The sequence below is a fragment of the Pristimantibacillus sp. PTI5 genome (genome assembly GCF_048572955.1).
Taxonomy (GTDB): domain Bacteria; phylum Bacillota; class Bacilli; order Paenibacillales; family Paenibacillaceae; genus Pristimantibacillus.
On record NZ_CP183886.1, the window covers coordinates 4,073,997 to 4,098,672 of the forward strand.

A 24,676-nucleotide genomic window follows, 5' to 3' on the forward strand; every position below is an offset into this window, starting at 1 on the left:
GAATATGAATGATTTAATACTATCGCAAAGAGAATTGACAGAAAACCCTACGGCACGGGTGCCGATTTGTTTAGTGCTCGACGTGAGCGGGTCCATGACCGGCGATCCGATTGAAGAGCTGAACCGAGGCGTCAAACTATTTATGGAAAGCATTCGACGCGATGATATTGCCTGTGCAGCGGCGGAAATCTCAATGGTTACCTTCGGAGGCTCCGTGCAGACGGTGTTCGAGTTTGGCAGCATTCATCGCCAGACGATTCCTCATTTGTCGGCATCAGGCAAGACGCCAATGGGGGAGGCTGTGGAAACGGCGCTGACGATGCTCGAAAATCGAAAACGCCTGTACGCCCGCGTAGGTGTCGATTATTATCAGCCTTGGTTGGTATTGATGACGGATGGCGCGCCGACGGACAATATTGCAAACGCGGCATACCGCACGACTACACTCCTGGATGAGAAGAAGTTGACGATCTTTCCGATCGGGATCGGTGCGGATGCGGATTTGAACGCCCTCAAGCAATTCTCGCCAAAGCGCACGCCGCTGCGCCTAAAGGATTTGAATTTTGTGGATTTCTTCGAATGGCTGAGCAAAAGCGTATCGCGCGTATCGGCTTCCACGCCAGGCGAGGACGTAAAGCTGGATAAGCCTAGCTGGGTATCGGAATGGGAAACGCTGTAACCATTAATCAGATGTCGAAGGGACTGGGAAAGCTGGAAACAAAATGGTCGATGGTCAGCGGGACGGTTACGGGACGCTCGCATTTGAAAAAGGATCTTCCATGCCAAGATAAGGTGTATAAGCTTCATGCGAATGGGGTATCGATTATCGTGGTGGCGGACGGAGCAGGCTCAAGTCCTTATTCCGATCAAGGAGCAGCCATCGTATCGGAGGCAGTAGCTTGGATGTTAAGCGATTGCTTCGACGATTTGCTCGATGCCGGACAGGAGCAAGCATCGGAACGGATTATCCAAACCGCTTTGCAGGCAATTGAGGAATTGCCCGGCTTTGAACAGCCTGCCGGCAATTATGCGTCAACGCTGCTCTTTGCTGCGGTGAAAGGGGAGGCCTATTTTGCCGGTCATCTCGGTGATGGCGTCATTGGGCTCGAACAAGCCGGGGAGCGCGAAATCTTGTCTTATCCAGATAACGGAGAATATGTAAACACGACTTATTTTACTACGTCCAAGGATGCGAAGGCGCGTCTGCGTTTGTACTATGGGCATTCTGAGGATATTAGCGGCTTCATCCTGATGTCAGACGGTGCAGCGGAATCACTGTATAACCGCAAGGAGCAGCAGCTTGCCGTCGCGGTCAGCCGAATATGGGACTGGATGCGTGAACATTCAGCCGATGTCGTGGAGAAAGCGCTGTTGTCTAATTTGGAGACGCTGATTCGCGAGCAGACGACCGATGATTGCGCGGTTGCGCTCATGTGCGCGGTTCAGGACAAGCTTGGAGCTGAAGAAGCATTGGAGCGGGAAGCCCAGGAAGAAACGGGGACGCGCCTCAATGACGTCTAAAACGAAATATCGAGTAATTCCTATTGGCATGCTGATCACCTTAGATATCCTGTTGTTCTTTTTAAGCCTGGGATTTTATATTGTTCCAAAAAGCTTGGAGCATACTGCGCTCTCAGGCGGTATGCTCGGATTTATTATCATTTTGCATTTTGCGATTATGATGTCCAAACTGGCTCGAAGCCCCGTATTCGGCGCATTGGCGTACAGCATGATTTCTTATGCGCTCGTGTTTAAGTGGCTGGCGCTTCCAGAGAATCTATGGACCGGAATGCTTCCGATTGCCGTTTTTTTACTCGTGCTCTTCGCGGAATTTACGACAAACCTAGCCAGCGGTCTGATTTATGGAAGTTGGCTATTTCTCATTTCCGTCATTGTGAGGCTTCCGCAACAGGAAGGCGAGTATAAGCTGCAATACTTTTTCGGTCCGGAGGGTGCGGCCTCGGTTATTGAAGAACCCATTTTTATTATTTTGATCGCCATTATCGTATTCGTTTTTAGCAAACCGCATGGCTACGATAAAATAACCCATTCCGAGAAGCTTCTTAAAGTGCTCCTGTGGCTAAATCTGCCGTTCTGGATCGTATTTTTTCAGACGAAGGGCGAGCCGAATACGTTAAAGTTTGCTGCCGGTTATTTGGTCATTAGCTGGGCCGTCCATCGTTCCTTGAAGCAACAGAGCTATGGACTTGCCGCATTAGCCTACGGGTTCATCGCATTCGTTCTATGCTATATGCTTCGCTTGCAATTCGAAGTCGAAAGCTTTAATTTTGTTATTCTCGTTCCGATCGTTGTCGCGTTGCTCGTCAAAATTACGAAGATGAGCGCACATTCCGCAGTCGGTCTCTTATGCGGCTATTGGCTGCTGCTCTATGGGCAACTGTTGATGAGTGGCAAAGACAAACCGATAAGCATGGCGGAGCTGCTTACCTTTCCAGGCCTGCAATACGTAGTGTCCTCTTATGTGTTCTTACTTATATGCGGCCTATTGCTGGAGAGAAAGTGGATTATCGGCAGCCTCATCAAATGGCTTGAAGGGCTTAACAAGCAAGCTCCGCGGACGCCGTGAAGGGAGTGGGATCGATAGATTTATTGCGAGTTGTCAATCAATACAAGTTGTTTATTGATACATGCAGTTGGATGAATCCCTTATCGAGCACTTTATTGAGTGAGGAATTGCCGCGGGCTTTATTGTTGCGCAAAGCGCAGGTGAAGCTCTCGCAGCGTGTCGTGGAGGAAGTAAACCGGCTGCTGAAGCATGAGGATAAGCAGACTCGAAACCGCGCGAAGCAGGCTTCTGAATTAATGAGCAAGTATATGGAAGCCGGGCTCATTCAAGTGTTAGGCAGCGATGACGATCCGACGATTGCCGATCAGACTTTTTTGTACGTGTTCCAGCAGTTTTACCATAAGCATCATTTAGCGCTTCTTACGCAGGATGCCAATCTGGCGAAGGACTTGGACCATTTGAATCGGCAAAATGCGGTAAAAGGGAAAGAAATCCTGCTCCTCAGGATCGGCGACGCAGGCCAATTGTCAAAGTGGGATTTTGAGACGATGACGGACACGCCTGCGGAGCCTTCACCGCTGCTCGATTGGTCGCCTAAGCCGCATTTCCATGTCGTCACCGAACAGATGAGACCGAAATCGCAACCCATAACGATAAAGGAAAGCATGCCGAAGGGTAACGAACAAGTGATGCTCGCTAATAAGGAGCAGGTTACTTTAGTTAAATGCTTGGGAGAGGGCGCGGACAGCATCGTTTATCAAGGCAGCAACCAGATGGCTGTCAAATTGTTTCGGCCTGCCCAGCTGACTGTCGATAAAATCGAAAAGCTAAAGGTCATGTGTGCATCTCCCCTGTCCATCAGCGGTTTATGCTGGCCCGAGGAGCTGGTGTTTAATGCAGCAGGCATGCCAATCGGCTATATGATGAAGCTGGCGAAGGGAAGGCCGTTAAGTGATTTTTTAGCGTACAAGCCTGTGCTGCAAAAGCATTATCCCAAATGGACCCGTCAGGAATTAGCGCAGCTCGGAACGGCTGTTTTCGATTTGGTTAAGCAGCTGCATGAGCAAAATGTACTGATAGGCGACTATGACCTAGGAAATATTCGGGTGAAAAGCCCAAAGGAAATCTACGTCATCGATACCGATGATTATCAAGTGAATGAATTTCCGTGTGAGCGAATCGGAGTCAGCTTTGCTGCATTCGGAGAACAGGCAGGACGGCAGAGACTCATGAGAACCTGGGGGCAGGAGCTGCACTCCTTATCCTCACTTGCCTTCCAACTGCTATTGCCGGGAAAAAATCCGTACACCTTTCAAGGCGGAATAGCAGGCGCCGCGCATATCAAGCCTGAGAATTTCCCGTTTCCCTATTATGAACCGTACATACCCGAGAAGCCGATTGGCGCTTGGTCTACGATGTGGAGCTCACTTCCGCTCATCATTCGAATGCGGCTGTTTGACGGGCTACGGCACGGAAGGGGGTGCAGCGCGGAAAGCTGGGAGCAGCTTTTTCGAATGTATCGTTATGTGCTGTACTCGAGCTTGACCACTTCAGATATCTACCCGTCGGTCCCAGTTATTCCTGCGGCGAATACTAGCGAGGCGGCATGCGCTTCCTGCGGTACTGAGCATCGGATAGAAACCTCGCAACTGCGCTACCTGGAAGAGCATGTGGCTGCGATTTTATGCAAAGGGTGCTATTCCCAGATTATAGAGCCGGTCCAAGAAGAAGATTCGACAACCGAAAGCATAAAGCTCGATAGGAGCAGCTCCACATTTCTGGACGCGATGTGTGAGTTTATGAGCGGAATAGGAAGGGAGGAGACTGGGCATAGACCGTAAAAATAACAATATGGTGCTGCTTCGCAAGGAGCTTGCAGAAAATCCAATGACGAGGCTGCCGCTGTGTTTGGTGATCGATGTGAGCGGCTCAATGTCAGGGCCGCCGATTGAGCAGCTAAATAAAGGGCTGGAACAAATGCTGGCTGAGCTCTGTGCCAATCCGTTAGTGACTTCAGCTTTAGAGCTGGCTGTTGTGAAGTTTGGAGGCTCGGTGCAGGTCCTGCAGACGTTTGACAAGGTAACGGATATGAGGCTGCCAAGGCTGCATGCGGGGGGCTCATCTCCTATGGGTGAAGCCGTTAGGTTAGCCTTGCAAATGTTAGAAAATCGAACGAAGCTCTACTCCTCCATCGGCATTGATTATTATCGGCCGTGGCTTATCGTGATGACGGATGGTGCTCCGACAGACTCGATCGACGAGGCTGCCCAGCAGATGAATGTTTGGGAGAAAGACGGAAAAATCAATGTCTTCGCCATAGGAACAGGGGAGCATGCGGATATGGATGCCTTGCGGAAAATATCCTCCAAACGCACGCCGCTTCTAATGCAGGAATTGAAATTCGAGCAGTTTTTCGGCTGGCTCTCGGAGAGCATCACGCGAATTTCCACTTCATTGCCGGGACAGGAGATTGTCCTGCCTTCGGTGGATGGCTGGCGGAATATGTAATGCTGGTGAGATCATAAGAAGGCGATAATCCAAGCTGTGATGCTTTGGTTATCGCCTTTTTTTCGTATGGGTCAACTTGATTTTATGTTTCGGGCGATGCCGCGTGTGTTTAAGTTAATAGGACTATTTATTTCGCAAAATAATACAGAACCTACAAGGAGATGGCAGGATGGTGAGACGAAATAGTGCTTATGTTTGGCGCAGAGTGGTACTGCTTTTATTGTTCTTATTTTGCCTAACATTCATTGTATCTGCGTCTAATCCCAATTCACCCGAGGGATTTCTTATCATTGCGCATCGCGGAGCATCCGGCCATGAAGCTGAAAATACGATGGCTGCCTTCGAGGAAGCCGAGCGTCTAGGCTCTGACTTCATCGAATTCGATGTGCAGCTGAGCAAGGATAGAAAGCTCGTCGTCATCCATGACGATACGGTAGATCGAACGACGGAGCATACAGGCGCCGTTGACGATTATACGCTGGGCGAGCTGGAAGATATGGATGCAGGGAAAAGCTCAAACAGCGATAAGAAAGACGAGAAGATCTTGCCCTTACAGGATGTCATGGACCGCTTTGCCGGGAAAATGGCGATGCTGATCGAGATTAAGGATTCGAAGCTCTATCCGGGCATTGAAGAGCAGGTCGCTGAGGTCGTGCGCAGATATGAGGAGCGTTTGAATAGCACGGATTTAAAGGGTACAAGGCATTTAAAGGGCATAGGGGGAGTCGAGAACAGCGCAGGCATCATCATCCAATCGTATGATTTCGAATCGACGCGTCTCATTCACAACCTGCTGCCGAACATTCCCGTCGCAGCGCTTATTCATGAGGATCAGCATCCTTTGTCGGATGATACGCTCGATGCGCTGGCATCGTTCACCGCGTACATTCATTATCCGAAGGAGCTGCTAGATGAGCAGACCGTCCAGAAGATCCATGACCGGAACCGGAAGGTGATCGCATGGACGATTCAGAACGATGAGGATATGGAGCGGATGAAGGAACTTGGGGTGGATGGGGTGATTACGGATTATCCGGGGTGAGGGGGGATAAAATGAGGTTAAGGGACTAACTCGCGGTTATCGTTCGCAACTTCGGGTAAGTTTGGACTTCCGGCCGCTGTTGTCTCCAGATTTCTTTCATTTTACCACTGTCTGTGGTTGAAATCCGGAGACAAAGGCGAACGCTGACGCTCCTCCAGTTCCAAACCTCCCCTTCGTTCCCCACCTTGTTGTTCAATTCTTAAATCATTTTATAGGGGCGAGTTCCAGAATGTGGTACGATTATTAAAGTGCGGATGGGAGAGGAGTTTAAAACATGCCTGGAGGTAATTTCTATGATAGTGGTTCAATGCACAAAGATGCTCGCTGCTGAGCTTCAAGTACCGTTATCCGCGGTGCAGCCAAGCTTTGATAAATCGATATATGGCTGGCATGCACATTTATTTATATGCAAACGGAAAAAATGCGTTTTGATTATGAACAATGAATCCAGATATAACTTTGTCATTTATGGATTAGTGAAAGCTGATTTTAAGCGTTTGGATCAAATAATTATAGAGCACATACAAGAGAATTTGCGTCTAGACGGGGCAAATCAACAATTTATAGATAAATACATAAACAGGATTACAGGAATTAGCTATACGCCAACCAGTAATAGAAGTATTATAAGCCAAATCAATGAGATGATCATGGTTGCGGGGGATGAACTGGTGCATAATTTGTATCATTTTAATGATCCGAGGCCACAGGAAGTTAACCGGATGATGAACAAATACGTTTTTTTGCAATTGCCGCTTACTTATTCTGGTAAGACGATGTTGCAGTCGTTGGAGAAGTTAGGGAGTGGAATATAGTCTGATTGAATTAAAGAAGAGCGAGTGGGTTGGGCAGCCCATTGTGCGCGAAGATGCAGTGTAGCAGCTTCTTTTTTTTATAGCCTGACGTCTAGTTGTCATTCGATCCTTATAATTTGGTTATGAATCAAAAAATAATGGGTAGTTAGGTGGGAAAATAAAGAGTGGAATATACTGGATTTGCTCAAGACCTAGGAAATAGAGATTATATTTCAAAATAAAACAGTACCTAAAACGTTGGCGCTGCTAATGTGAAAAAGACTCCTCAAAAGAAAAACATTCCATTTGAGTTTTAAGACTTGTTAGCTATTATACCTATAACGAAATAACCGAAGGGTGGGAGATACATTATGAGTACCCGGAATTTGTTGTATGACGAACTAGATGACTTTAGTAAGAACGTTATTGATGAGTTGGAGAGTCTTACAAAAGACCGTGATGAAGCTCTTCGTATCTATAATCTATACCTGCCGGTTTTGAAGCTTCTTGAAGAAGGTTACTTAGAGGATGAATCTTTTTATGCTGAGCAATTTTTTGAAGCTTACGAAGAGGGATACATACCTGAAAAATGGATTGATAAAATATATTCTTTGCGAGGCAGAAAAATTGACCCATCGATGGTAGAATATCGGAATACTGTACAGGAACTCTCTGCAGCACGTGATATTTATATGATTCCACCTGTCGGATCGCAGACAAATGTTGTCCAATCTTGCGATCTTTTATTACACAATATAAAACCCCTAAAATATTGGTCAAGACCCCATATAGCGGACACTGAATAAAAGACCCTACCTAACAAGCTGGAGCCGGTACTGAATCGGAGCCAGCTTGTTTAGTTTTCTTTGTGGACGCTTATTGTTGTAAAAGTGTATATATTCTTCAATTCGGCTTTGTGCTTCTTCTACTGATCGAATATCATAAGGATAGAGCGCTTCTGTCTTCAAATGCGAGAAGAAGCTTTCCATTGAGGCATTATCGTAACAATTGCCTCGCCTGGACATGCTGATTTGGGCGCCAACCTTTGGCAGCATGTCGTGGTAATCGTAGGACGTGTACTGGGACCCCTGATCGCTGTGAACGATCAGCCCAGCCACGTCCTTTTCCTTTTCAAACGCCTTAGAGAACGTCTGTAGAACAAGTTGCTTGTCATTGTGATGACTGGTTTGGTAAGCGACAATTTCGTTCTGACACAAATCTTTAATGGCGGAGAGATACAACCAAACATCACCAATTCGATACTGTGTGACGTCAGTTACCCATTTTTGATTGGGTGCTTCCGCTTGAAAGTTACGTTCCAGTATGTTCTTCGTAACGCGATCACCAATGTTCCAGCTTCGAGTACTGTGATGGTATTTACGACGTACTCTAGAGCGCAGCTCCATTTCTTGCATGAGCCGGAGAACCTTCTTATGGTTCATCCACACGCCATGATCTTGGAACATGAACAATTGAATTTGGCGGTACCCATACACGCCTCTATAGTATTCAAAAGTGTCACGAATTAACTGTTTATCCTCCTTATTCTCATCTGTTTTCAGTCGCTTCAAGTATGCGTAGAATCCACTTCGGGAGACACCGATTTCTTTACAGAGTTCTTTGACGCTAAAACCTTCACGAAGTTCGCAGACGAGCCGATACTTCTCTGGTATACCTCCTTCTTCGTAATTTCTAACCACTTTTTTAGGACAGCGTTCTCCATCTCCAATCGCTTAAGATAACGTTCCTGATCCTTGTACTGTACTCGTCTGCCTCGGTGTTCCATAAGTCCATATTCGCCTTGCTCTTTATACTTCCTCATCCACACCTTTAAACGCCCGATATCTGCGATCCCAAGCTCTTCCGCTACCCTCTGCTTGGTCATACCTCCATGTCGTAGCTCAATAGCCTTCTTCTTCAATTCAAAACTATACTTCTCAAATTTCTGTCCTTTTCTCGCCATAACGAAAAGCACCCCCTATAGTTTCATCGGTTTAAACACCAGGGTGTTTTTACAATGTCTACTATAAGGGGTGCACTTCATATCCATCTGAGATTTATAATTATTTAATACCTTCTAATCGATCATACTTGCAACATATAAACGACCCTGCTATTCCATATGCAAACATGGTGGCAATTACTAAAAAATCTTATCCGGAGTAATTTACTAGACAGAAGTAATTTCCAGCAGATAAATAGATGCTTAATGAAAACTTAGCCCGTTATGGTGCTAAGTTTTTTGAATTTATACGAACAACCATTCCCTGACACAGCTGTGTCCAAACGATATGTTACATTCTTATCAATAGACCAATAGGAAAGGATGCTGCATATGAGTACCACCATTCTAACGACAGCGCAATAGAATAAAGAGTTCTGGCCAACGGGAGGGCGGAACAGGCATTTCTACTGCTCGAGCTAAAAGGAAATACGCCTGGAGTGCGTACTGATCGAGCACCTATGAATGTGTCGTTGGTGCTTGACCGCAGCGGCTCCATGGAAGGAGCTCCGCTTGCCTTCAGCAAGAAGGCTTGTCAGTTCGTTACTGATCAATTGAGTTAGGGTGACCAACTAAGATTTCCACTACCTGGAATTGATTGTTCACAGTCTTGTTTATACAACTTTACCCAGTCCATATAACCGTCGAATAATGCACGCCCAGTTCTCTGGCTGTTTCAGAAGCTGTTGATTCTTCAGCTAATACACGCAGGATTACCTGCCGCTTAAATGCCTTGCCAAATTTCTTCCGTTGTCCCATAGAACCTCTCCATGATTTATTATAGAGTTTTTCTTCGTGTCCATCTATTCGGGGCAAGATAAAGAGAGTGGTAACTAGGGATATTGCACGCTTGGACAAAGGAAATCTGTTTGTATAAGCTGAAATGCACATTCTGAGTGTCGTAGTGAAAAATAAGGTTTTTTGTCATACTCTGTATATTCAACCTGGGCTGTTAGTACTATAATGGTGCTAGTAGAATGAGAAGTAGGGGATACAGGATATGGCTTACATGGTTCCGGAAACAATACCAAGAACTGCAACAACTGGAGAACGTATTTTGTTTCAATGTCTTAAAGATCATTTGCCAAGTGACTATGTTATATATTATGAACCCGAAATTCGAGGTAGAAGACCCGATTTTATAATTATAGGTCCAGATTTGGGGCTAGTCATTCTGGAAGTAAAAGATTATACAAAAGGTACACTTTATCAAATTAATCAGGATGAATGGGTTTTAAGAAATACAGCAGGTGAATTGGTGACAACGAAAAGCCCACTGAAACAAGCTAGGGACAATGCTCGTTTAATAACAGATCACTTGAAAAAAGACAAGAATCTAGTACAAGAGGCAGGTTCTTATTTAAAGTTCCCTTATGGTTTTGGTACTGTTTTTACTCGCCTAACACAAGAGGATTTTATCAAACATGGACTGTACCAAGTGATAGAACCTCAATTTGTGCTGTGCAGAGATGAAATTGATATTGATGAGGATGGTTTTTCTCCAGAGATATTAAATGAAAAAATTCAGGGCATGTTTACGGTTTGGAATCAGAAAAAGAACATTTTAACCAATGAAGACATACAAGCCATACGCTTTCATTTGTTTCCAGAAGTCCGGATTAGCGCAGACTTCAAGCCTCCTATCAATTATCAGGATCAGCTCTTACTCTCCTTGCATAACATTAAAACGATGGATCTCCATCAAGAAAATATGGCCAAGCAAATAGGCGATAAGCATAGGCTTATTCGAGGGGTTGCAGGGAGTGGGAAAACGCTTGTTCTTGCTAGTCGTGCGAAGATGTTAGCCAAGACTCAACCAGATTGGAAAATTCTCGTGTTATGTTATGGGATCCCGTTATCCCGCAATTTAAAACAAATGATTGAGCGGATGATGAATGAGCCTGATGATTTATTAGATCTGCTGAATCCTCCATTTTCGGAAAGCTCAAAAAATTCCAATATTTCGGTATATAATTTTCATGAGTGGTTGCGAAATAGCTTGAAGATGAAAGATAGTGAAATACCAACACTATTGGATAAAGTGAACAAAAATGAAGCGATCTTGCCGATTTATGATGCGATTATGATTGACGAAGGCCAGGATTTTGAAGCGGATTGGCTCAAACTGCTTAGTCATTGTTTAAATCCAGAAACGCAGTCATTGCTTTTAGTTGAAGACCGTGCCCAATCCATTTTTAAAAGAAAGTCAAGCTTGGCACAAGATACAGGTCTTGATTTTCGGGGACGTTCTAAAATTCTTTCTATTAATTACCGAAATACGGCGCAAATTGTGCAGTTTGCCTGGGACTTTTATCAGGAGCATTCCCAGTTAAAGAATAAAGTTCAAGAAGCCTCTTTAGATGGTGTAGAGATTATTCCACCGCAATCGACTAAGAGAAAAGGCCCCGAACCTTTGATCAAGGGATTTCAAGATATTAAGCAGGAAATGAATTTTGTAGCCAAGTCGATTACGTACCTACATCAACAGAAAGGTATACCATTGCAGGATATAGCTATTTTGTATCGGGTCAAAAACAGTCACCGTACTTCATACATTGATGAAATTAAAAACAGCTTAGGGCAACATGAGTTACGATATACCTGGATTACTGAGAACCCTGAATCTAAACGAAATTTTGTGCGAGATGAGAACACTATAAAGATATCTACCATTGATAGTGCTAAGGGTCTTGATTTTCAAGCTGTATTTATCATTAATATTGAAAATATGCCATTTCCACTTGAAGAAGCAGAAGAAAGGGAAGTCTCGCTATTTTATATTGGTATGACCAGAGCATTAGAATGGTTGTTCCTAACTTATAGTGGGGAGTCCAAGTTTACACAGTACTTAGACAAAGTAGTTGAACAGAGAAGCAAGCAGGTATCATCCCAGAAGCAATCAGGATAAAGCATACTTTTAATTTTGTATCCTAGAATTACTTTATTAGTTCTTCCAGCATGGGCGCTTTCTTTAGTGTTCAAGTCTTCTTTGGAATCTGAAGGAAGTCTGTGGCAAATCTTCGGTTAGTTGAGACGCAGCTAATAATTAGTTGGGTCTTTTTCTATTTTATTTTTTCTTCCAGCTGTATCATGTATCTGGGAGGACTATTGTACTATATTGTCGAAATCTACTAACAGTAAAATATTTCCGACTGAGGAAGATAACATAGCTTAAGAATTTGATATCACTATTCATTTCTTTAAGAAAGCATTTACCTATTAAGTAGGGCTAGACAACTAGGAGGATCAGATGAGCGAGAAACAAATATCAACGACAGCATTAGCAAAAGAACTGGGGTTACAAGCAAAACACCTGTTTCAATCTTTAACGGATGCGGGATGCATTCTAAGAGAAAATGAGGCTTGGGTATTAACCAATAAAGGTGTTGAGTTGGGTGGAACAATGAAAAGCCATCCTCAGCATGGTACCTATATAGCGTGGGATGGAAAGATAAAAGAATTTCTTTCAGAGATTGGTGGTTCTGATAAATTATTAAGTGCAATTACACTGAGTAAGCATTTTAATATATCAAAATTTAGAATTAACCCAATCTTATCAGAGCTTGGAATGGTTCAAAAAAATGTAAAAGGTTGGTCCGTAACAAAGCTTGGAGAAAGCCTAGGTGGAAAACAATTTGAATATGAACAAACGGGAGTCCCTTACGTTTGTTGGGATTCAAGTATACTGACGAACAAAAGGCTTCTCGAAACCTTCCAGTCCGTTCAAGGAACGCCGGTGGAAGATATTAATGAAGATAAGCAGCCTTCTAGTTCTAATTTTCGTGATAAGTTTGAGGCAAAGCATCGTGCAGCCGATGGACACTATGTTCGTTCTCGAGCAGAAATGTTAATTGATAATTGGCTGTATATGTCGGAGATCGTCCATGCCTATGAACGGAGATTACCAGTGGAAGAAGAGGTCTATTGCGATTTCTATCTTCCTGTTGGAAAAGTCTATATTGAGTTTTGGGGTCTTGAGAACGATGAAAGATATGTTGAACGAAAAAAAGAGAAGATAAAGGTCTATTCAAAATATGGATTTAATTTAATAGAACTTGTTGATAGCGATATCCAGAACCTTGATGATCTATTACCCAAGAAGCTTTTGAAGTTTGGAATTCAAGCGTACTAAGAATAATACATATTGATCTTATATAACTTTATTTAAGAAGGGGTATTTCCGTTGAATAACGAACTCGCTCAATTAATGAATCAAAGTTTATTAGCTCCATTTCCCCTAGTTATTCAATACTTAAATCATGTTATATGGGGAAATTCCAGAATGTGGTACGATTATTAAAAAGATCGTATTGCGAGGTGCTCATTGATGAGAGTATTATTTTGCTCCGATGTGTTTAATGATCGTCAGGTTGATGCAGGGTACGAGGCTGAATACGAAAAGGCTAAGGAGCTTGGAATCAAGGTTGAGCTCCTTTCTTTGGAGCAACTGCTCGACGGTAACGGTATGAAATCCATCAAGCGTATACAGGCTGCAGACGAGCCGGAAACCGTGATTTATAGAGGGTGGATGATGAAGCCCGAGAGCTATGAAGCGCTGTACAACGCTTTGAAGCAAAAGAGTCTCCTACTTATTAACTCCCCGCAAGAATACATTAACGGTCATTACTTTCCGAGTTCATATGAAGTCATAAAAGACGCAACGCCTTTTAGCTGTTGGATGGACATCGATTCTCTAGACGCTGGTTATGACGGCGTTCACGAGATGCTGCGAATCTTTGGCAAGAAACCGATGATTATCAAAGATTATGTGAAGTCACGGAAGCATGAATGGGAAGAGGCATGTTTTGTGCCGGACGCATCTGACAGGCAGCAGGTGGAATATGTGCTAAGAAACTTTATTGAGCGTCAAGGTACGGAGCTTAGCGGCGGCATTGTGTTCCGCGAGTTTATCGAGCTCGAGCAATTGTCGAAGCATCCTCTCAGCGGTATGCCCTTATCGAATGAATACCGGTTGTTTTTCTTAAAGCATGAGCTGTTGGCAACTGCAGAGTATTGGGATGAAGCAAGTTATCAGGAGGATAAGCCAAATCTTGAGCCCTTTATTGCAATAAGCAAGGGGATTGCCAGTGAATTCTTTACGATGGATATTGCGAAGACCGCCGGTGGTGATTGGGTTATTATTGAAATTGGGGATGGGCAGGTATCGGGGTTGCCTGATCAGATTGATTTGGAGCAATTTTATAGAGGTTTGAAAGAGCGGATGGGAGAATAGTTTTCAACTTGCTGGGCTAATGTGAATGATGTCATACAATGCACAATGATGCTTGTTGAGCAAGAACAGCTTGATTGATGCTTTTGTGGAGATGCTGTAATGGTTTTGTGGTGAAATATACATAAAAAGAAAAAGCTTAGTCGAATTAATGGCTAAGCTTTTTCTTTTTATACGAACAATTATTCCCTGACAGAGCATTGACCAAAACGTATGTTAAATTTTTATCTATAGATGGATGAGAGAGGATGAAACATATGGGTACAGCGCTAAAAGCAACAACTGCATGGAATAAAAAGTTTTGGCCTACGGGGGGAGAAGAACGGGCGTTTTTGCTAGTAGAGCTCACCGGAGAAGCGAAGGGAACGTTAAATAACCGAGCGCCAATAAATTTGTCTCTAGTATTAGATCGGAGCGGCTCCATGGAGGGCGCTCCTCTTGAATATAGCAAGAAGGCCTGCCAGTTCGCCGCGAATCAATTGGATAGCCATGACCAATTAAGCATAGTTGTCTTCGATGATCAGGTACAAACGATATTCGCCCATCAGAATGCAATGCAGAAGACAATAATGAAGCAGAAAATTGAAGCTATACAGTCGGGCGGCAGCACGAACCTTAGCGGCGGATTGCTGCAGGGCATTCAGCATGTGAAGCATAGTCTAGAGCAGGGAAGCGTGAATCGGGTCATTTTGCTATCCGATGGTCATGCAAACGAAGGGATTACGGATCGATCGAAGCTGCTAGCTATCGCCAAAGAATTCAGAGGCATGGGAATAGGGACTTCAACCATGGGGGTTGGAGACGGGTTTGACGAGGAACTAATGGCGGGTCTCGCAGACCATGGAGGAGGCAACTTCTACTTTATCGCGAAGCCGGAAGATATTCCTGCAATTTTCTCGGAGGAGCTCCAGGGCTTGTTGTCGGTAACCGCACAAAATGTTGAGCTGACAATCAATCATGCAGAGGGCGTAACGATAAAGCAGGTTTACGGTTATAAGTCGGAACAAGTTGAAGGAGGGCTAAAGCTTTCCCTTGGCGATGTTTTCGAGGGGGAAACGAAATCTATTTTAGTAGAACTATCCTTCAATCCTCATGCAGTAGGAACTCATCATATTTTCGACATGCAATGGAATTATGCAGATGTGACGGAGGGAGTTAAGCTCTGTTCACTGAAGCATTCGGCCGAAGCAAACTTTACGAATGACTTAGAGCTGCTCGGGCAAACGGCTGATCCGCACGTAGAGAAAGAAATTAAGATTACGGAGACGGCAATAGCGATTGAAACGGCAATTGCTGCTTTTGATTGCGGCGATGAGGAGAGAGGAATCAGGCTGTTGCAGCAGCAGGCCGATACGATGTTATGTGCGGCCATACAGTCTGAGGATGCCGAGTTGAGGGAGGAAGCGCAGCTGTTGTATAACCAACTGGAAGGCTTTTCTTACTCCAACTACACAAGAAAGACGCTGCATGAGAAGAAGATTCGACAGATGAAGCGAAAGAAATAGCAGGACTCTCCATGCCATAGGTCGAATTTACTAGCTATTGCCTGCGTGATTTGGGAATTTTAAGGAGAGTGCCTGCTGTGACCGAACGTTTAATTCGACTTATGCGCATTATTAATTTAATACAGTCAAAGCCCGGTATTCTGGCTCGTGAATTGGCAGAACGGTGCGAGACTACGGAGCGGACGATCTATAGAGATCTTGAGGCGCTGCACGCGATGAATATTCCGATCTCCAACTTTGGACATGGCAAAGGATATGCATTCATTAGCAACTTTTCCATGTATCCGCTTGACTGGACGGAGCAAGAGGCGGTGTCCTTCTCCATGCTTCCTTCCGTGTTGGAGCAAATTAAGACATTGATTCCCGAAGGTTTTGATGCTGCTTATGAGAAGGTTATGGGAACCCATCATAAAGAAAAAGCTAGGCGCGTGGATATCGTGCAGCATGTCGCGGATGTTATTCAGCTAGGAACTCCGGCTTATCGGGAAGACGGAAGGTCCTTTCTCTATGACATCATTCAGGCGACGCTCTCCCAACAAACCATTCGGACAGTGTACTATTCGCAAGGCCGGAATGAACAGTCCCAAAGAGACATCGATCCCTATTATTTGGTGCCGCGGGATTATCGTTTCTATGTCATAGGTTATTGCCATTCCGCCAAAGACATCCGGACGTTCCGAATCAGCCGCTTTCGCGAAGTCGAGATTTTGGAGCAAACCTTTGACAAAGAGGACTTTAATCTTAAGACATACATGAAAAATACATGGTCGATTGAGCGTGGCGAGCATCAAATAAAGTTCAAAGTTCGTTTCCATCCGGATTCGGCTAGGTATGTAAAGGAAGAAGAACTATTTATGAAGCCCAAGCTGACTCCGCAAAAGGATGGTAGCCTGCTCTTTGAAGTAACGGTTAATCATGACCGCGAGTTCCTGAATTGGTTGAGTCAGTATGGACCTGATGCGGAAATCTTAGAGCCTGTTTCATACCGCAGTGCGATGCGTGAAAAACTTGAACGCTGGAAAACGCTGTATGAAGTTTAATCCCACTAGGTGACAGGGGGTTCTTGGATGATGAAGTCAAAAATACAGCATCTTTATGAAATCATACAAAGCAGTCCGCTGGATCGAAAAGTACTGATCGTCTCAAGCCATGCACAAGGACATCAATGGTTAGAGCAGGTAAGCATGCAGTACGGTTCTGTGCTCAATACCGAGATTCGGACACCGGAGACATGGGCTTTGGAAAGATTTAAGCTGTTTCTTGCGAAGAAAAAGCTGCGCTATCTCTCTTCTTCTGAATCCAAGTGGATCGTGTGTAAGCTGCTTCAGGAAATAAGCCAATCCGGCAACGGTTATTTAACCGGAATTGCGTTAACGCCAGGACTGACCGATGCCTTTCATCAAGCGGTGATGGAGCTGCGCGAAAGCGGAGTGCGAGCGGAGGGGCTGGTCCCGGAACATTTTGAGCAAGCGGAAAAAGGGACTTTCGTTAAAGAGTTGTTAGCCGGCTATGAGAATTGGCTGGAAGAAAATAAATGTATGGATATGGCGGGCCTGCTTGACAATAGCGAGCTCATTTCGTTGTCCAATGATACGGTTATCATCGATAAATATGCTCTCCGGTCGGAAACGGATAGAAGAATCGTTCAGTCAGCTGCCGCCTGCAATTACATATTGTTGTGCGATGTTTCAGGATTTACAGCTCCAGACTCCCGTTTCCCTGTTGAGGGTGTACAGTTCTTCCAAGCGGCGGGATCTATAGCGGAAGCCCGTGAGGTGATACGTCGTATAGTAGAGCAAAAAATTCCATGGGATCAGGTCGAGATCATCACGTCCGACAAGGAGAGGAGTGCTGCTGCCGTTTATACGGTTGCTGCGACATCCAATATTCCATGTACTTTTGCTGGCGGGCTGCCTATTGGCGTCACAAACGCAGGCAAAGCGGCAAAACTGTATATGGAATGGATGGAATCCGGATTCCAACTTGCTCCTATTCTAACGGCTTTGAAACAAGGAATCATTCGAATGAGTGATGATCGGCATGAGGATGCCAAGGCAGATCGCTTGATTCGGGAATTGGAGCAATCAGGTGTCGGCTGGGGAAGAGAGCGGTATAAGCTGATCACCTCAATGTTGAAAGAGGAAAACATCCAGAAAGAAAGGCTTGACGTTTTACAATTACTTCAGCGTGTATTTGCGAGATTATTCGAGCCTCTTACCGAGCAAGCGCTCCGCACGCCGGTAAAGTTGGTTCATGAACTGAAGGAATTCGTAGAGAGTTATGCTGTGTTACAGGAAGAAAGCGATCAACAGGTTATAAACCAGCTTCAAGGCTTAGAGCAGTCGATGCGAGCTGCCGGTGATTTTGTTATGAATGGCGACTTGGCGCTCCGGTATGTTCGCGAGGGCTTGGACAACATGCGGGTCCAAACGGCATCAACCCCTTCGCCGGGCCATGTTTATGTGACTTCTTTGTCGTCAGGCGGGCAAACGGGTCGTCCCTACACCTTTATTATGGGGATGACTGAAACGAACTGGTCCCCTTCCTTCCGCCAAGATCCTGTGATGCTTGACGAAGAACGGGAACGAATCAGTTCCAGTCTTCTATCACGATCATTGCAAGCAAAGCGGCTTGTTGAAGAGAGAAACAGCAGGATCTCCATGATACGCGGTCATTGTACGATGAGTTATTGCTCCTATGATATTGCTGAGCAACGCGAATATATGCCTGCCTACGAGATGCTTCAAGTTTTTCGCAAGCAAACGAAGCAAGCGAATGCGGATTATGAGTCCCTGCACCATACGATGGAGGATGCAAAACGCTATTTCCGAACCTCGCCAGGTATTGCTGTTGATGCAGTGGAGATTTGGATGCGTACGATGCTATCCAAACCGTCCCGATTGGTGACAGCGCAGCAAGCCATTTATTCATATTACCCCTCATTAAGAGAAGGGGCTAAAGCTGTGCAGGCAAGGTCCGAAACAGAGCTTTCACCTTACGACGGAATTGTGGAAACAGACCGATATCCTATTCTTCTTCCAGGAGACGCGGGTGCCTCCTCCTCTTTCAGCGCCAGTAGCCTGGAGCGTTACGGCAGATGCCCATTACAATATTTTTATCAATACAATCTGGGAGTTTGGGCGAAAGAGGTTGCTGTTTATGACCGTACGCAGTGGTTGAGCGCGAGTCAACGCGGCAGCTTGCTTCACGATATCTTTGACCAATACTTGATAGGCGTTAAGGAATACCGTACTCAAGGAAATGACTCCGTCCGTTATGCTGCCGAACTGCTTCATACCGTTACGGAACAGGTCATTAAGCAGTATGCCGAGGAAGTTCCGGCGCCAAGCGAGCATATTTTGAGCAAGGAAGCGGAAAGCATTCGTAAGGATGTGACCATATTCTTCGCCGGGGAGAAGAATAGGTCGACTACTCCTGTTTACACGGAGCTGCAGCTCCATCGTGATGATTCGCCGCTTCACTTGAAGATAAGTGATGATTGGTCATTGCCTATCAAAGGATTCGTGGATCGCGTGGATGAGATCGCTCCTCATCGATACAAGATCTATGACTACAAGACAGGTAATCCGAGAAAATTCAAGCAGAACGAGTGCTTCTCCGGCGGTACGCAAATTCAATTGCCTCTCTATGGGCTTGCAGTCGAGCAATGGATGAAAGAGTCTGGCGTCGACGTACAAGCTCAAGTAGTGGAATCTGCTTATCTATTTCCTACGGAACGGGGGATGGGGGAGGAAATTAGCCGCCCTCAAAACCGGAGAGAAGATTTGAAAGCTCTTCTCGGCTCCGTGATTGGAGCAATGAAGCAAGGATTATTCCCTCCAGCCAACGATTCTAAAATATGCGCTTGGTGCGATTACAAGGCGGTATGCGGCTCTCATGCGGAACAATTTGCGGATAAAAGGGACGCCGCCGAGAATGCAGACAGACTGGAACGAATATTGGAGGTGAACCGTTTTGCTTAATGAACAACAGCTTCAAGAAGATGAGGAGGCTCGTTCCCGAATCGCAAGGGATTTAGATACGACATTCCTAGTGGAGGCAGGCGCCGGTTCCGGTAAAACGACCTCCATCGTGGGCAGGATGATCGCTTTGATTCGGGAGCGCAAAGCCGAGGTTCGCAACATTGCGGCCATTACGTTTACGAACAAAGCGGCGGCAGAGCTCATGAGTCGGTTCCGTCTGAGATTAGAGCAGGAGTTTTCCAAGGCGGATGCAGGGCCTGAACGGGATAACCTAGAGGAAGCTATGCGACAAGTGCCGGAATGCTTCATTGGCACCATTCATGCTTTTTGCGGCAGACTGCTCCGGGAACGGCCAATTGAAGCGGGACTAGACCCGGGTTTTCGGGAAATGGATGATCTGGAAGACTCGGAGCTGCGGGATCGATGCTGGGATGAATATCTGGACGAACTTCGTATTCGCGGTAATGTAAGTGCCATGAATGAGCTTTCCTCTTTCCAAATTAATGTGGAGGATTTGCGAGCCGTCTACAATCGGGTTTCGGAGTATGAGGATGTGGAGATTTATACGGAGCAGTCAGAACGCCCGGATTTCGACCGACTGCGTAACGCGTTGTTCCCCATGCTGGAGGATGCGGCCGTCTATATCCCGACAGCTGAGCCTGAGAAAGGTTGGGACGACCTGCAGAAAATCATACGTACGGCACAGCGGCATTTGCGAAGCAAAAATATGGCAGACGATATGAATGTTCTTATCATGGCCAAGCTTTTCGACCGGAATTTGGGCGTTACGCTGAATCGCTGGACGGATTCTAAAATGGCGAAGCAGATCAAGGAGCGGTTCCACGAATGGCAGACGTCAATGCTGCGGCCTTTTCTTCAGGATTGGAGGGAATTCCTTCATCCGAAGTTGATCGACTTCGTCCTTCCTGCAGTGCGTTTCTGCAGACAAAAGCGTACGGAAGCGGGAAAGCTTAACTTTCAAGACTTACTGATGAAGGCAGCGGAGCTTCTGCGATCGTATCCGGAGGTCCGGCAGTATTTCGTTCGACGGTACAGCCGGTTATTTGTCGATGAATTTCAAGATACGGATCCGATTCAAGCGGAAATGATGATGCTGTTGACAGGGGCCGATGAAAAGGAATGCGACTGGCGCAAGCAGCTGCCTCGTCCCGGTTCCTTATTTGTAGTCGGCGATCCGAAGCAATCGATCTACCGGTTCCGCAGGGCTGACATCTCCACCTATAATTTTGTGAAAATGCAGATTGCGAAATGCGGCGATGTGCTGCAACTAACCCGTAATTTCCGTTCCGTCAAATCGATCGGAGACTTTGTCAATTATGGCTTCGAGAATAAGTTTGCGAAGCCGGGGGGCGTTTCGGATTATCAAGCTCCCTTCGTGCACATGATGACGCAGCAGCCGAATCCACAATGCAAGGCGTCCTTACACGGCGTATATACATTAACCGTACCGAAGCAAGAATGGGATCGGCAACTGGATATCACGCTATATGATGCGGAGCGGGTTGCGCAGTTTATTGCTTGGGCCTGCGATGGGAATCTGATGATCCAAGAGAAAGATCGGGAAGGCAAAAGAATCTCTCGCCCAGCAGTACCAGGCGATTTTCTCATTTTGTTAAAATTCCGCAGATACATTAATTTGTATGCGGAGCTGCTCGATCGATACTGGATTTCATCCGATACGTCAGGAAGCCAGGTTGTCTCCGAAGAGCTGCTGGCAATAAGCCTGCTAGTTCAGGCGCTAAACGATCCTACCGATCAAGTGCCGTTACTCGCTGTGCTCCGCGGGATGCTGTTTGGGGTAAGCGACGATGAACTGTATCATTATCGCCGGGAAGGCGGAAGCATTAGTTTGTATTTAAGCGTGGACCCTGTTTTCCTTTCGGAGAAAGGTATGAAGGTAGAGCAAGCGCTGCAGAGAATAAGGCATTATTCCGAGTGGGTGTCAGAGCTACCGGCTTTGGCAGCCTTTACCCGTATCGTCGACGATATCGGTCTTATCCCAGCGGCAGCCGCAGGTGAATCCGGCGCGATCCGAAGCGGGACGCTGATTAAGCTGCTGGAATTGCTGCAGGCTGAACCGGAGGCATCCGCTGAATGGCAGGCATTAACCGATTGTCTGGGACGGTTGACCGATAAGGAAGGGATGGAGGCCGCAAGCCTCTTCTCCGGAAGCGGGGATGCGGTTCGCATCATGAACCTTCATAAGGCGAAGGGACTGGAGGCGCCGGTTGTGCTGCTGGCCAGCCCTTGCGGTAACAGCGATCATGATGCGTCGGAGCATGTAGACCGCTTGGCGGATCCGGCGCTTGGTTATTTCACGATCTCGAAGCAAAAGGACAGCTTCACATCGGAAATATTGGCACAGCCGGTTGGATGGGCAGCGCGTGCGGAGCGGGAGCGGGAATTCATGCACGCGGAGACGGAGCGCCTGCTCTATGTAGCGACTACCCGTGCGAAGCAGCTGCTTGTTGTAAGCCAATATCCAGCACGGCCTGCGATCGATCCGTGGAGCATGCTGGCGGTTCCTCTACAGCATCAGCTGGAGCTGGATTTTGCAGCGGTTGCTCCGGTAGAGCAGGAACGGTTGGTGGAAGCCCCGAATGTAGCGACGGGATTAGAGGAGTGGAGTCTAGGGTTGGCGGCTTGCGCTCATCCGAGCTACCTCGCAGGCAGCGTGACGGGACTTGCAAAGTCGTCAGGTGAGGTTGTCCTCCAGCGTTCTTCTGAGGGGAAAGGGATTGCTTACGGAAGCCTGGTTCACCGATGCTTGCAGGCGCTGGGGGAAGGTATGGATGTTGATGATATATCAGACTTCTGCCGTATGGCGGCTGATGAAGAAGGCGTCGAAGAAAACTGGCTTGAACAAGCGGAGAAGACGGTACTGCTGGTCACTCAGTCGGAATTATGGGAGAGAAGCTTGATAGCTCGGAGAAAGTATCACGAGTTTTCCTTTATGACTAACCGGCAGGTCGTGGACGACGGATCGGGAGTTCCTATCGCTACGCTGCTCCGCGGAGTCATTGACCTCGTATTCAAGGAGGATGATGGCTGGGTTATTGTCGACTTTAAGACGGATCGTTATGAATTTGAGCAGGAGCAGAAGTTTGTGGAGTTTTATAAGCCTCAGGTAAAGGCTTATGTGGAAGAGTGGGAGCGGATGGTTGGCGGGAAGGTGAAGGAAGCGGGATTGTATTTTTTGAATTCGAATCGGTATAAACCCCTTAATTCATAAGGAATCGAAATGGATTCAAAACCGGTAAGGAGACGAGCGTAATGAATACAAATGATTGGAATACACTGATCGATTTTAGATTATTCGAAGTGAAAAAAGTGTTCAATGAGCTTGAACAAAGTTATAAGGAGTCCCAATGGGAGAATGAATTGTTGTGGCAAGTCTTGATGGAGTTCGGTGATGAGCATATTTGGAAGAAGATCTTCCTTGCCATTACGGAAACTTACGGTGATAGAAGCTTTCCGATCCTCCTAAAGAGGTTGGAAGGATTACTGACATATGGCAAGCATGCCATTGCCTATGCAGGGCTCCGCTACTTACTAACCAACGACAACAAGCATGATCTATCGGATCTCGAGTGTGTTTCGCTAGGAAGTATTATTGAAGCTATGTTTACGGTTGTGTCAGAAGATTACGAGGATCAGGAACGGATGATTATCGACTTAACGGATTGGTTGAGGCAAGCCGAGGATACTTTATTACGTAAGACTGTTCATACGTTGCTGAGTCAGCATCATAAGATGCTGAACCGAACAATAACTGATACGAATTCGCCGAAAGCTATATTAGCTTTTCTGCATACCTTATTGCTCTATGATCTGGATGTGCCTTTAAAAAATGCCGTGTCGGATTTATTGGATACGGAGTGGCCTTTTCTGGATGCTGACATCGATGAGAAGGAGTTTGCTAGATTTCTCTGGATTTGCGCCTACTTTTCCATGGATAATGTTCTATTACAGGCTGCGACAGATAGTGGACGTTTCCTTCATGAGTCTCAGATACCTGAGATAATTCTTTACAAAGCCTACAGCGAGACGATGACACAGCGAATTTTTTCAAAGAATTCGCTGGAAAAAATGACGCTGCTTCTTTCTCAATGGAAACTATTTAACGAGAGGGAAAAAGATAAACTGAAGGAAAAGATCGTTCAAGGATTACAGAGCCTTCAAGAAGCCTCGGCGGGGACAGCAGCGCCGAATAATATGAAGAGGGCGAACGAGATTTGGCAAATCAAGAATAAAACCAGCCACTGTCCGCATTGCAAGCAAAACCAGCTCGTTGAACAAAGATTCCTTGTAGACGGTTTTGGGAAGAAGGCGGTTCAGACGCCGAGACAAATCCATCAATTACTGCTAACTTGCGGTCAGTGCGAGCGAGTCTATGCCTATGATCGTATGAAGCTGGAGATGAATAAGGCGCTTGAGCCTCTTCGGTGCAAGGTGGATTTGGACCCAATCGAATATCCGAGCAATAAGAGTAAGACGAACATAAAAATAATGAAAGAGCCCTTATCATCTGTAAGGAACGATCAATTTAGATGGCCCAGCACGGAAGTGCAAGAATCTGACGGGCATTCGGATCGGGATGGGAATTTTCGCGAAGAAACGCCGCTGCATCGGCTGGGGTATCGTATAACCGGACTTAACCGCGGACAACGATGGGATGTTCTGGTGCATAGAGCTATTCCGGCCATTGCCCTGAAGGAGATCGCCTACACGATTGCACGCAACGTCCGGTTGCGAAAATCCCAGACAGGAGGGCGCGCAAAGTTCTCTTATGCTATCGGGGAATGGGAACATGATCTGAAACGTCTTAAACAAGAGTACTACAAATCTAATTTCACGTGGCCATCATATTAACGAGGTATAAGGTCATAGAACATAATCCTGGTGCAACAGATATCCGGAATCATACATATAAGATTACCGTTCAAACGGAGATATGATTTACCATTCATTTTGACGAGGCTGTTTCTGTCATCGCCGATATCAGTCATTAAATGTAAGGATCATCTTGGATTTTTGAACAATATGGATGATAAATAAATGGAC

Annotated in this window: 19 protein-coding genes; 16 read left to right on the forward strand and 3 right to left on the reverse strand. The window is 45.9% G+C overall.

The window, feature by feature from the left end; translation table 11 throughout:
• The first annotated feature begins 4 nt into the window (after nucleotides 1-4).
• The 8 genes from ACN6MW_RS18280 to ACN6MW_RS18315 all read left to right on the forward strand — a co-directional run bounded on the left by ACN6MW_RS18280 (nucleotide 5) and on the right by ACN6MW_RS18315 (nucleotide 7,677).
• Nucleotides 5-679, forward strand: a complete 675-nt coding sequence (locus ACN6MW_RS18280) for a vWA domain-containing protein (protein ID WP_419871487.1) — start codon at nucleotides 5-7, stop codon at nucleotides 677-679.
• Complete coding sequence (locus tag ACN6MW_RS18285; RefSeq protein ID WP_419871488.1) at nucleotides 664-1,521, forward strand: PP2C family serine/threonine-protein phosphatase; 858 nt, start codon at nucleotides 664-666, stop codon at nucleotides 1,519-1,521. Before ACN6MW_RS18280 ends, ACN6MW_RS18285 begins: the two co-directional genes overlap by 16 nt.
• Complete coding sequence (locus tag ACN6MW_RS18290) at nucleotides 1,511-2,587, forward strand: hypothetical protein (RefSeq protein WP_419871489.1); 1,077 nt, start codon at nucleotides 1,511-1,513, stop codon at nucleotides 2,585-2,587. The genes ACN6MW_RS18285 and ACN6MW_RS18290 overlap by 11 nt, the downstream gene beginning before the upstream one ends.
• Nucleotides 2,588-2,682: 95 nt before the next feature.
• Nucleotides 2,683-4,368: a hypothetical protein gene (locus tag ACN6MW_RS18295; protein WP_419871490.1), complete on the forward strand. Its 1,686-nt coding sequence runs from the start codon at nucleotides 2,683-2,685 to the stop codon at nucleotides 4,366-4,368.
• Between the two features lie 46 nt (nucleotides 4,369-4,414).
• Nucleotides 4,415-5,035 carry a vWA domain-containing protein gene (locus tag ACN6MW_RS18300; RefSeq protein WP_419871491.1) on the forward strand — a complete coding sequence of 207 codons (621 nt, stop codon included), beginning with the start codon at nucleotides 4,415-4,417 and terminating at the stop codon, nucleotides 5,033-5,035.
• 169 nt (nucleotides 5,036-5,204) lie between these two features.
• A complete protein-coding gene (locus ACN6MW_RS18305) occupies nucleotides 5,205-6,077 on the forward strand; it encodes a glycerophosphodiester phosphodiesterase (protein WP_419871492.1) in 873 nt (290 codons plus the stop codon).
• A 293-nt stretch (nucleotides 6,078-6,370) separates the two neighbouring features.
• Nucleotides 6,371-6,892 carry a DUF6933 domain-containing protein gene (locus tag ACN6MW_RS18310; protein ID WP_419871493.1) on the forward strand — a complete coding sequence of 174 codons (522 nt, stop codon included), beginning with the start codon at nucleotides 6,371-6,373 and terminating at the stop codon, nucleotides 6,890-6,892.
• 350 nt (nucleotides 6,893-7,242) lie between these two features.
• Entirely contained in the window at nucleotides 7,243-7,677 is a 435-nt protein-coding gene (locus ACN6MW_RS18315) for a hypothetical protein (RefSeq protein WP_419871494.1), read from the forward strand.
• A gap of 6 nt (nucleotides 7,678-7,683) precedes the next feature.
• On the opposite strand, the gene ACN6MW_RS18320 is transcribed toward ACN6MW_RS18315, so the two are convergent.
• From ACN6MW_RS18320 to ACN6MW_RS18330, 3 genes are all read right to left on the reverse strand, one after another.
• Complete coding sequence (locus tag ACN6MW_RS18320) at nucleotides 7,684-8,544, reverse strand: IS3 family transposase (protein ID WP_419876248.1); 861 nt, start codon at nucleotides 8,542-8,544, stop codon at nucleotides 7,684-7,686.
• Nucleotides 8,439-8,834 carry a helix-turn-helix domain-containing protein gene (locus tag ACN6MW_RS18325; RefSeq protein ID WP_419876514.1) on the reverse strand — a complete coding sequence of 132 codons (396 nt, stop codon included), beginning with the start codon at nucleotides 8,832-8,834 and terminating at the stop codon, nucleotides 8,439-8,441. The genes ACN6MW_RS18320 and ACN6MW_RS18325 overlap by 106 nt, the downstream gene beginning before the upstream one ends.
• 663 nt (nucleotides 8,835-9,497) lie before the next feature.
• Entirely contained in the window at nucleotides 9,498-9,632 is a 135-nt protein-coding gene (locus ACN6MW_RS18330) for a transposase (RefSeq protein WP_419871495.1), read from the reverse strand.
• Nucleotides 9,633-9,873: 241 nt separating this feature from the next.
• Here ACN6MW_RS18330 and ACN6MW_RS18335 point away from each other — a divergent pair, with 241 nt between their 5' ends.
• From ACN6MW_RS18335 to ACN6MW_RS18370, 8 genes are all read left to right on the forward strand, one after another.
• Entirely contained in the window at nucleotides 9,874-11,781 is a 1,908-nt protein-coding gene (locus tag ACN6MW_RS18335) for a 3'-5' exonuclease (protein WP_419871496.1), read from the forward strand.
• Between the two features lie 342 nt (nucleotides 11,782-12,123).
• The gene (locus ACN6MW_RS18340; protein WP_419871497.1) at nucleotides 12,124-13,005 is read left to right on the forward strand and encodes a glycerol kinase; all 882 of its coding nucleotides are present in this window, start codon (nucleotides 12,124-12,126) and stop codon (nucleotides 13,003-13,005) included.
• Between the two features lie 195 nt (nucleotides 13,006-13,200).
• Nucleotides 13,201-14,106, forward strand: coding sequence for an ATP-grasp domain-containing protein (locus ACN6MW_RS18345; RefSeq protein WP_419871498.1), 906 nt, complete (start codon nucleotides 13,201-13,203; stop codon nucleotides 14,104-14,106).
• A gap of 254 nt (nucleotides 14,107-14,360) precedes the next feature.
• Nucleotides 14,361-15,608: a vWA domain-containing protein gene (locus ACN6MW_RS18350; protein WP_419871499.1), complete on the forward strand. Its 1,248-nt coding sequence runs from the start codon at nucleotides 14,361-14,363 to the stop codon at nucleotides 15,606-15,608.
• Nucleotides 15,609-15,685: 77 nt separating this feature from the next.
• Nucleotides 15,686-16,648: a helix-turn-helix transcriptional regulator gene (locus ACN6MW_RS18355; RefSeq protein WP_419871500.1), complete on the forward strand. Its 963-nt coding sequence runs from the start codon at nucleotides 15,686-15,688 to the stop codon at nucleotides 16,646-16,648.
• A gap of 27 nt (nucleotides 16,649-16,675) precedes the next feature.
• On the forward strand, nucleotides 16,676-19,591 hold the full coding sequence (locus ACN6MW_RS18360) for a PD-(D/E)XK nuclease family protein (RefSeq protein ID WP_419871501.1): 2,916 nt from the start codon (nucleotides 16,676-16,678) through the stop codon (nucleotides 19,589-19,591).
• A complete protein-coding gene (locus ACN6MW_RS18365; RefSeq protein ID WP_419871502.1) occupies nucleotides 19,584-22,844 on the forward strand; it encodes a UvrD-helicase domain-containing protein in 3,261 nt (1,086 codons plus the stop codon). The genes ACN6MW_RS18360 and ACN6MW_RS18365 overlap by 8 nt, the downstream gene beginning before the upstream one ends.
• A gap of 41 nt (nucleotides 22,845-22,885) precedes the next feature.
• Entirely contained in the window at nucleotides 22,886-24,484 is a 1,599-nt protein-coding gene (locus ACN6MW_RS18370) for a hypothetical protein (protein WP_419871503.1), read from the forward strand.
• Nucleotides 24,485-24,676: the final 192 nt, after the last annotated feature.

Coding starts and splice junctions, on each gene's coding strand:
- ACN6MW_RS18305 (WP_419871492.1), top strand. CDS start 5,205: ATGGTGAGACGAAATAGTGCTTATGTTTGGCGCAGAGTGGTACTGCTT.
- ACN6MW_RS18300 (WP_419871491.1), top strand. CDS start 4,415: ATGACGAGGCTGCCGCTGTGTTTGGTGATCGATGTGAGCGGCTCAATG.
- ACN6MW_RS18345 (WP_419871498.1), top strand. CDS start 13,201: ATGAGAGTATTATTTTGCTCCGATGTGTTTAATGATCGTCAGGTTGAT.
- ACN6MW_RS18340 (WP_419871497.1), top strand. CDS start 12,124: ATGAGCGAGAAACAAATATCAACGACAGCATTAGCAAAAGAACTGGGG.
- ACN6MW_RS18350 (WP_419871499.1), top strand. CDS start 14,361: ATGGGTACAGCGCTAAAAGCAACAACTGCATGGAATAAAAAGTTTTGG.
- ACN6MW_RS18285 (WP_419871488.1), top strand. CDS start 664: ATGGGAAACGCTGTAACCATTAATCAGATGTCGAAGGGACTGGGAAAG.
- ACN6MW_RS18315 (WP_419871494.1), top strand. CDS start 7,243: ATGAGTACCCGGAATTTGTTGTATGACGAACTAGATGACTTTAGTAAG.
- ACN6MW_RS18280 (WP_419871487.1), top strand. CDS start 5: ATGAATGATTTAATACTATCGCAAAGAGAATTGACAGAAAACCCTACG.
- ACN6MW_RS18290 (WP_419871489.1), top strand. CDS start 1,511: ATGACGTCTAAAACGAAATATCGAGTAATTCCTATTGGCATGCTGATC.
- ACN6MW_RS18335 (WP_419871496.1), top strand. CDS start 9,874: ATGGCTTACATGGTTCCGGAAACAATACCAAGAACTGCAACAACTGGA.
- ACN6MW_RS18310 (WP_419871493.1), top strand. CDS start 6,371: ATGATAGTGGTTCAATGCACAAAGATGCTCGCTGCTGAGCTTCAAGTA.
- ACN6MW_RS18360 (WP_419871501.1), top strand. CDS start 16,676: ATGATGAAGTCAAAAATACAGCATCTTTATGAAATCATACAAAGCAGT.
- ACN6MW_RS18370 (WP_419871503.1), top strand. CDS start 22,886: ATGAATACAAATGATTGGAATACACTGATCGATTTTAGATTATTCGAA.
- ACN6MW_RS18330 (WP_419871495.1), bottom strand. CDS start 9,632: ATGGGACAACGGAAGAAATTTGGCAAGGCATTTAAGCGGCAGGTAATC.
- ACN6MW_RS18325 (WP_419876514.1), bottom strand. CDS start 8,834: ATGGCGAGAAAAGGACAGAAATTTGAGAAGTATAGTTTTGAATTGAAG.